This window comes from Murinocardiopsis flavida, assembly GCF_003014485.1.
GTDB classification, from domain to species: domain Bacteria; phylum Actinomycetota; class Actinomycetes; order Streptosporangiales; family Streptosporangiaceae; genus Murinocardiopsis; species Murinocardiopsis flavida.
Genome location: NZ_PYGA01000051.1, coordinates 1 through 8124 on the forward strand (window position 1 = coordinate 1; position 8124 = coordinate 8124).

Genomic DNA, 8124 nt, shown 5'->3' on the forward strand with positions numbered 1-8124 from the left:
GCGGCTGTCCGGGAGCGCCGACCCCGGCCCGGCCTCCATGAAACGCGTAAGCCCGCCCGCGCGAAGCGCGGGCGGGCCTTGATCCTGTAGGGAAACTTGGAACGCGTCCCTGGCCATGCTCCGGACCTGAGCGCCGGGAGCGGTGCGGCGTGGCCTGACCCGCGCTCGGGTCGCTAGTGCGGGATGCCGTCGATGATGCCGCGTGCGCCCTTGCGAAGCAGGGTTGCGGAGACGAACGCGCCAAGCTCGGCGGGACGGTCGGTGCTGTCCCATTCCTGGGCGTAGGCGAACGTGCCACCCTCGCGCGTGAACACCATGCCGCGCAATGAGAGCTGCCCGTCCCGCGTAGTGGTGGCGTGTCCGGCGATCGGGGAATTGCAGTGCCCCCGCAGACCGTGCAGCATCGTGCGTTCAGCGGTGACGTGGGTTCGCGTCTCGGGGTGGTCCAGAAGACGCAGGAGTTCGGCTATGGCCTGGTCGCTGGTGCGGCACTGGAGTCCGATCACTCCGGCGCCGATCGGCGGACACATGAGGTCGGTGGGAAGAACCTGCGTGATGCGGTGCTGCATCCCGACCCGGTGCAGTCCGGTCCGCGCCAACACCAGCGCCTCGAACTGCTTCGTCTCGTCCAACCGGGCTACCCGGCTGTTGACGTTGCCTCGGATGCGGTCTACGTGAAGGTCCGGCCGGTACCGCAGGAGTTGGGCTTTGCGGCGGACGGCGCTGGTTCCGATCGGGGTGCCCGGCGGTACCTCGTCCAGGCTGGAGTAGGGGGATCCCTCGCGGAATACGGCAACGTCGTGGACGTCGTCGCGTTCCAAGTAGGCGGCGAACGCCGTACCGTCGGGCATCGGAACATCGCCGGGGACGTCCTTCATGCAATGAACGGCGACATCGATACCGCCCATCACAAGGTGGCGGTCGATCTCCTTGAGGAACGCGCCCTTGCCTCCCAGCTCCGCCAAGTCACCCATCCACTTGTCGCCTGAGGTCTCGATGCCGACGATCTCTGTGGGGGTGTCGGGGGTGAGTTCAGCGAGCATGGCCTTGACCTGGCGGGCCTGGCTCATCGCCATGGGCGAGGTACGCGAGCCGATTTTCAGGGCGGGGCGGTCTGCGAGCATCCGCCCAAGGTAGTCGGTCACGGGAGTGGGTTGGACCTGTCTGACCAGGTCAGTGCGGTGGTGGGCTAGTTCACTCATCGGGGTATCCATCGGCCTTGGGGTGTTCTTCGTCGCTGGTCACAGTTCTCCTGATCGGGACATTTGAAATCCGAGTTGGTCGATAGTGAGACCGGTGACGTCTTCCAGTAGTCGGCAGTAAACAGGGTGCGGCGCCGTTCTCGTCGTGTGCTCCCAGCGATATATGTTGCTCACGTGGCAGGACACATTCGCTTTGCGTCGTGTGGCTGCGGCGTTGATGGCGGCGGCCATCTCAGCTCGGGTCCACGGGACGCATTCGCGCCATCGCCGCAGCAGGGAGACGCGACGCTTGGTGTCCTGTCCGATCTCCCACGGGCGGGGGGTGAATCCGACACGTTCACCTGGGATTCTCAGCCCATCGGCGATCGCCGAAATTTCAGCGTAGGAAGTCACCACGTAACGCCTGTTAATAACATGCCGTACTTTTTTGGCGGTCACTCCCCAGGAATGCGCAATGTCCTTCCTGCGGATGGAACTGTGCGTGCAGAGCAGGTGAAATACGGCCGCGAAATCGTGGGTGGCGAGAGCAAAGCGCATGTTGGGGCGCCGAATTAGGTCATCCGGGATACAGACACGTGCGGGTGGTGGTCCTGGCTTGCGTCCGCGCACTCCAACTCCCTCGTTAGAATTCGGCCATACCGCGAAAGATCCATGCGCCGTCGGCGTCGGGTGCATAGAGCGCGTAGCCGCCCTGCGGCGGGATTACCTCGGCGAGGTCGAACACGGCGCCGTCGGTGCCGGTGTAGTGGGCTGTGATGACGACCTCGTGTCCGTCCAGGGGGCCGCCGTACAGGCTGACGAGCATGGATCCTCCGCGCTTGCACGGGGCCGTCCGGACACGCGCTCGGGGGTCGGGGGGCGCGGGTCCGGACGGCGGTCATACTGCGGTCACCTGGGCGGGGTCATCCGCTGGTGATGCAGTCGTCCTGCCAGCACCACCCGCCGGATGCGGCGGTGTCGGCGAGGGCAGGTGCGGCGGCGCTGAGAACGGCAATGGTGGTGAGCGCTGCGGCCAACAGCGCGGTCCGAACTCGCTTGATCATGGAACGTCCTTCTGCGTTGAGGGGGTGGGCCGTGCGGCCCTGGGTGCTAGGGGGAGGTGAGCGGCGGGTGTGGGGGGGCCGCGCGCGCGGGGGATGAACAGAACTGTCGTCCTTCGGTGGTGCGCGCCCGGCTCCGCCATGGCGGCGCGGAGCCGGGCGCGGCTGCGGGTCAGCCGGGCCGCTGCTCGTCGTCCTTGGCTGAGGTGGGGAAGTACGGCTTGGTGGCGATGCGCCGGGGCAGGCCCGGGTTTGGGCCGTCGGCAAGTTCGGCGCTGAGGTCGGCTACGGTGCTCGCGCTGACCAGGACCGGCAGACCCTGGCCTAGCCATTCCTCGCGCACGACTGCGGTGACCTCGGTGGCGCCCCGGTGATCGTGGGTCTCGTATATGCGGTAGGCGCGGTGCGCGGACCGTGCGGTGAGGAGTTCGCGCGATGGGCGGATGTCGTAGGTCACGGGCTCGGCTCCGTGAGATCGATGGTGGCCATGTAGCCGGTGGCCTCGGTGGTGAGGATCGGGCCGCAGGTGTCGGAGAACGCTTCCACGATGGCCAATCCGCGCCCGGACACGTCCATCCGTCCGGGGGTGCGCGCGATGGGCAGGGTTGCGGCGCCTCCCTGGTCCATCACCCACACGCGCACCTGGGCGCGGTCGGTCTCCAAGGTGACCGTGTAGGTTCCGCTGTCACTGGCCGTGTGTCGGATCGCGTTCGTCGCAAGCTCGCTGACGATAAGAATGACGTCGCTGATGACCTGCGCGGGCAGTTGGGGGGTGGTGTCCATGAGCGTGTCAGCGGTCCATTGACGGGCGCGCTTGATGCTGGCCGCATCTCCTGGAAACAACTGGTACGCCTGGTGCGCGACGGCGTTCATGGTCCGATCACCTCGACCCGCTGAATCACGTAGGGGCGAACTCGGGAACGGGAAGCGGTGCGGTGTCTGGGCTGTCGCGGTGCGGTGGCGCGGTGTCGGCCGGTACTGTTCGCCATTGGTTCCTCATTCCTGGTCGGTTCAGGTTGGGGAGCAAGGCCCTGCCTGGTGGTCGTACACCGGGTAGGGCCGCATCTATTCGGGGCCGCGTTTCCAAGTGTTTCGGCCTGTGTAGATTCGTGTCGTGGTGTTCACGGTGCCATCACCTACGCACCACCATCCAGCGTCACCACTGCGAAGCGGGATCACAAAAATTGGGGTGGTGTGCAGCGGCTCTGTGGTGGTATCAAGTGGTCCCATGGCTGTCACATCGCAATCATCGCGCCAGAGGATCGGTAGGGAGATCCGCCGACTACGTGAGCACGCTGGGCTTTTTCAGAAGCAAGTCGCTAGTGCGGCCCTGATCTCTCAGACGATGCTGAGTGATTTGGAGACTGGGCGTAAATCGACCAGTCGGGAAAATATCGGGCATCTCGATGCGGCTCTTAACGCCGGGGGAGCGCTGATCCAGGCATGGGAGAGCGCTTCTGACGGGCAGGTCGCTCCCTGGTTCCGCGGAGTCGCAGAATCCCAGCGAACTTCGGATGCGTTGCGGGTATTCCAACCGCTTATCATCCCCGGACTCCTGCAAATAGCGGAGTACGCGCGCACTCTGGTTAGAGTCAGTAACGAGAAATTCAGTGATTCCGAGGTTGAGGAAGTCGTCAGTGGCCGGATTGAAAGGCACTCCATCCTGGACTCTGAAAACCCACCGAAGTTTATTGCAGTGATCAACGAGGAGGCGATTCGTCGCCCGATGGGCCCTCATGAGATAATGAGTCGACAGATCACCCACCTAGAGGAAGTAGCGCAAAGGCCGCGAGTCTCTATCGAGATAATTCCAGCGTACTGCCCGCTTCATCCAGGACTTGACGGGGGATTCCAAATAATCGACGTTGCCGCCCAGGGGCAGATCATTTATCTGGAAACAAAGGAATCCGGATACCCGTATAGCGACAGTGCGACGGTAGAGAAATTCACAGCGCTGTTCGGCGACCTGCGGGGGCTTGCGCTTCCGCCGAATTCCTCGCTGGCGCTGATGCGCGAGATCAGGAGAGAGTTCAATGATTAGCAATACGTGGCAGAAATCCACATACAGCACCGGGGGAGATACGAACTGCGTGGAAGCTCGGATTGCGGACGATGTCCATATCCGGGATACGCAGAACCGGGACCTTGGACAACTGGCGTTCTCCTCGGCAGAGTGGACGGCGCTACTGCGCGATATCCGATCGGGTGAGCTGTAGACGGCCGACCCCTCCAACGCGCGAACCCTCGGACGGAAGATCTTCGTCCGAGGGTTCTGTGCTGCGTGGGGGTGTACGGCGTGAGCGGGGGGCCGGCACCCCTGAGCCGCGTCTTGCCTGGCCATAGTCGGTGCCGGCGCCGCGCGTCAGGTGCGCGCGTGCCTCACCATCGGCGATCCCCGCTGTTCAGCGGGGTTGGTACTGATCAGACAGGCGGATGGTCTCGGCGCGGTAGGCAGTGCGGGTGTACTCGATAGCGGGGCCGTCCAGGCGATAACTCGTCTCGTCGTGCACGAGAACAACCGTGGCGCGGCTGGTCTGGAGTGCGCCTGCTTCCTCGGCGGTGGCGGTGCGGGCGCTGGTGTGGGTGACGACGGTGGTGGCGTCGGCGCGTGCTTCGGTGTCGGGGGTGTAGTGGGTGCGCAGTGCGACGGGGCCGTGGTCGTCGCTGAGGATCCGGCGCACGGTCGGCACGTCGTTGCCCCCGGTGCCAAGGATGATCGCGATGTCGGTCGGGGCGGGGGCGCGCTCGGTGGTGGTGAGTGCGTGAAGGTCGTCGTCGCCTGCGGTGGGCGCGTCAGCGGGGGCGCGTCGGCGGGCGGCGTGGGTGCGGCGGGGGCGCGGGGTGTCCGGTCGTGTGTGCGGCGGGGTGAGGGCGTCCCCTTCGGGGCCGGTCTCCCCGAAGGGGGCTAGCGGGTGGTCGGCGACGTAGGTTCCCCGCCCCTTGTGGGCGACGGCGATTCCCTGGCTGATCAGGTCGTTCAGGGCCTTGCGCGCGGTCTTGTTGCCGATGTCGTAGCGGGTGCTGACGTCGGCGATGGACGGCAGCGGGGCTCCGGGGGCGTAGGTCCCGGCCATGATTTCGGCGCGTAGCGCGCTGGAGACGGATTCCCATTTGATGGGCGGAGCCATGTGCTCTCCCGGAAGTCGGGCGTTTCGGACATCGGGCAGATTCGCTTGTAATCTCCGTTGACGGCCAAGCCTAGCCTCCATCACAGTATGACGGAAGGCGGCCAAGCTTGGCCGCTAACGACGGAAGGTGATGGAGACATGCGTTTTCCCGTGGATGTGTCGGCGCTGACGTTCCGGGTGGCGGTGCCGCCGCGTGAAGTGCTGGATTTCGAGTCGGGCAAGCCGAAGACGCGTGCGGACGGCACGGCGCAGTGGCGGGTCGGCCTCATGGCGATGGACGGAAGCGAGGCCGAACTGATCAGGGTCAACGTGCCCGGACCGGTGACCCTGGCGGCGGATGAGTCCGTGAGTGTGGTGGGGATGTCGTGCTTGCACTGGAGCATGGGCGACCGCTCCGGGATGTCGTTCTCGGCGGATCGGATCGCGGCCGCCAAGCCTGCGGCTTCCTCGGGTTCGGCGTCGGGCGGCGCGAAGTGAGTCCGGCGCGGGTGACGGTGTCGCTGTCGGGGGCGGCCGGTGCCGCGTGCGCCGGGGCGTCCGGGGGCGCGCCCGTGCTGGTGATCAGCGATGACCTGGTGACGCTGCGCCTGGATGCTACGGCGCTGGACAGTGAGGAAGCGGCGGCGCTGGGCGGGTCGCTGGCCTCGGCGGTGGACGCGTGGTGCGCCGATCTGGCGGCGTGGGCGGTGCGGGAACTGTGTGCGGACATCCCTCCCCCGCCGTATGCGCGCCCGGTGGGCGGTGCTGATGAGTGACGACCTGCGCAAACCGGTAGGGCTCACCGTTTTCGAGCGGCCCGACGTCAAGACGCGCGTGCAGCACTCGGCGGCCTCGTGGATCGCCGTTGAGGTGCTGCGCCCGGTCTGGCTGTGGCGCCGTGAACTCTTCCTTCTCGCCGTGCCGGTACTGGCGGCGCTGGGCGGGGCGGGAGCGGTCTGGGCGGCGGTCGGCCTGGATGTGAACGCCGTGATCGGGTCGGCGCTGATGGCGGGCGGCGCGGCGGGGGTGCTGCTGCTGGGGTCGGTGTGCGTTCCCGTAGTGCGTACGGCCCTGCGCGTGTGGCTATCACATGCGCGTGTGCGGCGCCAGTGGGACAAGGCGTGCCGGTTCTGCGGCTTAGAGACCATCGCGGTCCGTGTGCCTAGAGTGAAATACGTGACTGATCTACCCACAGGTAGCCGACTGCGGATCCGCCTGCCACGCGGGCAATCCGCTGCCGATCTGGAGGCGGGCGCGGACCGGCTTGCCTCCGCGCTGGACGTCCGTGCGGTGCGTGTTCACCCGAATCCGGATGCGGCGCGGTGGCCTGATGTGGACATCCTTCGGAAGCACCCGTTCCGTGACGAAATGCGGAATCCGATGATGATTCGTTCGCCGCTGGTGGATGCGGACCGGTGGTCGCTGTGGGACGGGGTTCCGGTCGGCATGGACGACATGGGGGCGTGGGCGCAACTGCGCCTGCCGGGGCGCAATGTGTTGGTGGGCGGTGAGCCGGAAGCGGGCAAGTCCGTGGCCGTGTCGAACGTCCTTGCGGCGGCGGCGCTGGATCCGGATGCGGTCGTGCTGGGCATCGACGGCAAACAGGTCGAGTTGGGCTTGTGGGTGCCGGTGCTGTCGGCGCCGTTGGCGGTCACGATCGAAGATGCGTGCGCGCTGCTCGATGGCCTGGTCGCGGAGATGGACGGCCGGTACGCGAAACTCGCTTCGTCCGGGGCGCGCGTCGTCACGCGGGACATGGAGCTTCCGCTCGTGCTGCTGGTCGTTGATGAGTTGCGGCTGTTCACGGCACACCCGGACCGCAAGCTCCGGGACCGGTTCAATCGGGTGCTGACCGATGTGGTGGCGCGGGGTCGGGCTGCGGGCATCATCGCCGTGTGCGCCACGCAGAAACCCTCCTCGGATGTGGTGCCGACCAGTCTTCGGGATTTGTTCGCCTACCGGTGGGTGCTGCGGTGCTCCACGCGGGACGCCTCGGACACGGTGCTCGGGGCGGGGTGGGCCTCGGAAGGCCACAATGCGGCCTCCATCGCTCCGGAGGATCGCGGGCTCGGGCTGCTGCTCGCTGAAGGCGGGGTTCCGGCCTCGGTGAAGGCGGCGTTCCTGTCCGATGGTGACATTGCCCAGGTGGTGGCGCGGGGTGCGGCGCTGCGGGACGGGGGCCGTACCTGAATCTGTGACCGACCGGCAGTACACCCCCTCTTCTCTGTGAGGTGCATCCCCCATGCCCCCCGTGTCCCCTGTCCCCCTGTACTCCACGTCCCGCGATGGTGTCCGTGTCGCCACGGTCCCCCCTGACGAACTCGCGTTGCGCGCGGTCGTGGCCTCGCTGACCCCGTCTACGGACGTGGTGGCGGCTGAGCCGCTGGTGAATCGCTTCCTGAGCCTGCCTGCGGATGCGGGCGGGTACGGCCGGTCCCGGATGGCGCCCAGTGACCGTGACCGGGTGGTGCCGCTGATGTGGGAGCACGCGGCCGTCCTGCTGTCCACGGCGGGCCTGGCCCCGGCGGGCTCCCCCTCTCGCGCGGTTCTTCTGTAGCAGGCGCGCGCCCCGGCGGACTGGGAGGTTGCCGGGGCGCGCCCCTTCCCCCCTTTTCTCTTTCTTCCTTGTGCCGAAAGGTCTCCTTCGTCATGCCGCATTTCCCTCTGCCGTATCCGGAGTTGCCGGATCCGCGTTTCTCCTGGCCGCTGATCCAAGACGTCTCTGAGGTCCTGGTGTCCCATGGGTTCCCGGATGCGATGGACAACGCGCAGGAC

13 protein-coding genes are annotated in these 8124 nt (G+C 66.6%); 6 read left to right on the top strand and 7 right to left on the bottom strand.

Annotated features, from left to right (window positions below):
- Positions 1-173: 173 nt before the first annotated feature.
- From hemC to CLV63_RS32755, 6 genes are all read right to left on the bottom strand, one after another.
- Positions 174-1145 carry a hydroxymethylbilane synthase gene (hemC, locus tag CLV63_RS32740; protein ID WP_211301600.1) on the bottom strand — a complete coding sequence of 324 codons (972 nt, stop codon included), beginning with the start codon at positions 1143-1145 and terminating at the stop codon, positions 174-176.
- 96 nt (positions 1146-1241) lie between these two features.
- Positions 1242-1739, bottom strand: a complete 498-nt coding sequence (locus tag CLV63_RS34300; RefSeq protein ID WP_211301601.1) for a hypothetical protein — start codon at positions 1737-1739, stop codon at positions 1242-1244.
- Between the two features lie 85 nt (positions 1740-1824).
- On the bottom strand, positions 1825-2007 hold the full coding sequence (locus tag CLV63_RS32745) for a hypothetical protein (protein WP_106587132.1): 183 nt from the start codon (positions 2005-2007) through the stop codon (positions 1825-1827).
- Between the two features lie 97 nt (positions 2008-2104).
- Positions 2105-2245 (bottom strand): hypothetical protein, encoded by a 141-nt coding sequence (locus CLV63_RS33945; protein ID WP_170134417.1) that lies wholly within the window; start codon positions 2243-2245, stop codon positions 2105-2107.
- A gap of 169 nt (positions 2246-2414) precedes the next feature.
- Positions 2415-2699: a hypothetical protein gene (locus tag CLV63_RS32750; RefSeq protein WP_106587133.1), complete on the bottom strand. Its 285-nt coding sequence runs from the start codon at positions 2697-2699 to the stop codon at positions 2415-2417.
- The gene (locus tag CLV63_RS32755) at positions 2696-3115 is read right to left on the bottom strand and encodes an ATP-binding protein (RefSeq protein ID WP_106587134.1); all 420 of its coding nucleotides are present in this window, start codon (positions 3113-3115) and stop codon (positions 2696-2698) included. The genes CLV63_RS32750 and CLV63_RS32755 overlap by 4 nt, the downstream gene beginning before the upstream one ends.
- Positions 3116-3470: 355 nt before the next feature.
- On the opposite strand from CLV63_RS32755, the gene CLV63_RS32760 reads away from it, so the two are divergent.
- Together CLV63_RS32760 and CLV63_RS32765 are read left to right on the top strand one after the other, a co-directional pair.
- Positions 3471-4283 (top strand): helix-turn-helix domain-containing protein, encoded by an 813-nt coding sequence (locus CLV63_RS32760; protein WP_106587135.1) that lies wholly within the window; start codon positions 3471-3473, stop codon positions 4281-4283.
- Positions 4276-4458 (top strand): DUF397 domain-containing protein, encoded by a 183-nt coding sequence (locus CLV63_RS32765; protein ID WP_106587136.1) that lies wholly within the window; start codon positions 4276-4278, stop codon positions 4456-4458. The genes CLV63_RS32760 and CLV63_RS32765 overlap by 8 nt, the downstream gene beginning before the upstream one ends.
- A 186-nt stretch (positions 4459-4644) precedes the next feature.
- Here CLV63_RS32765 and CLV63_RS32770 read toward each other — a convergent pair whose 3' ends face one another.
- On the bottom strand, positions 4645-5370 hold the full coding sequence (locus tag CLV63_RS32770) for a GntR family transcriptional regulator (protein ID WP_170134418.1): 726 nt from the start codon (positions 5368-5370) through the stop codon (positions 4645-4647).
- A gap of 87 nt (positions 5371-5457) precedes the next feature.
- On the opposite strand from CLV63_RS32770, the gene CLV63_RS32775 reads away from it, so the two are divergent.
- The 4 genes from CLV63_RS32775 to CLV63_RS32790 all read left to right on the top strand — a co-directional run bounded on the left by CLV63_RS32775 (position 5458) and on the right by CLV63_RS32790 (position 7906).
- Positions 5458-5847 (top strand): hypothetical protein, encoded by a 390-nt coding sequence (locus CLV63_RS32775; RefSeq protein ID WP_146165730.1) that lies wholly within the window; start codon positions 5458-5460, stop codon positions 5845-5847.
- An 11-nt stretch (positions 5848-5858) separates the two neighbouring features.
- Positions 5859-6125: a hypothetical protein gene (locus tag CLV63_RS32780; RefSeq protein WP_106587139.1), complete on the top strand. Its 267-nt coding sequence runs from the start codon at positions 5859-5861 to the stop codon at positions 6123-6125.
- Positions 6118-7539 carry an FtsK/SpoIIIE domain-containing protein gene (locus tag CLV63_RS34305; protein WP_211301602.1) on the top strand — a complete coding sequence of 474 codons (1422 nt, stop codon included), beginning with the start codon at positions 6118-6120 and terminating at the stop codon, positions 7537-7539. The genes CLV63_RS32780 and CLV63_RS34305 overlap by 8 nt, the downstream gene beginning before the upstream one ends.
- A gap of 61 nt (positions 7540-7600) precedes the next feature.
- The gene (locus tag CLV63_RS32790) at positions 7601-7906 is read left to right on the top strand and encodes a hypothetical protein (protein WP_146165731.1); all 306 of its coding nucleotides are present in this window, start codon (positions 7601-7603) and stop codon (positions 7904-7906) included.
- Positions 7907-8124: the final 218 nt, after the last annotated feature.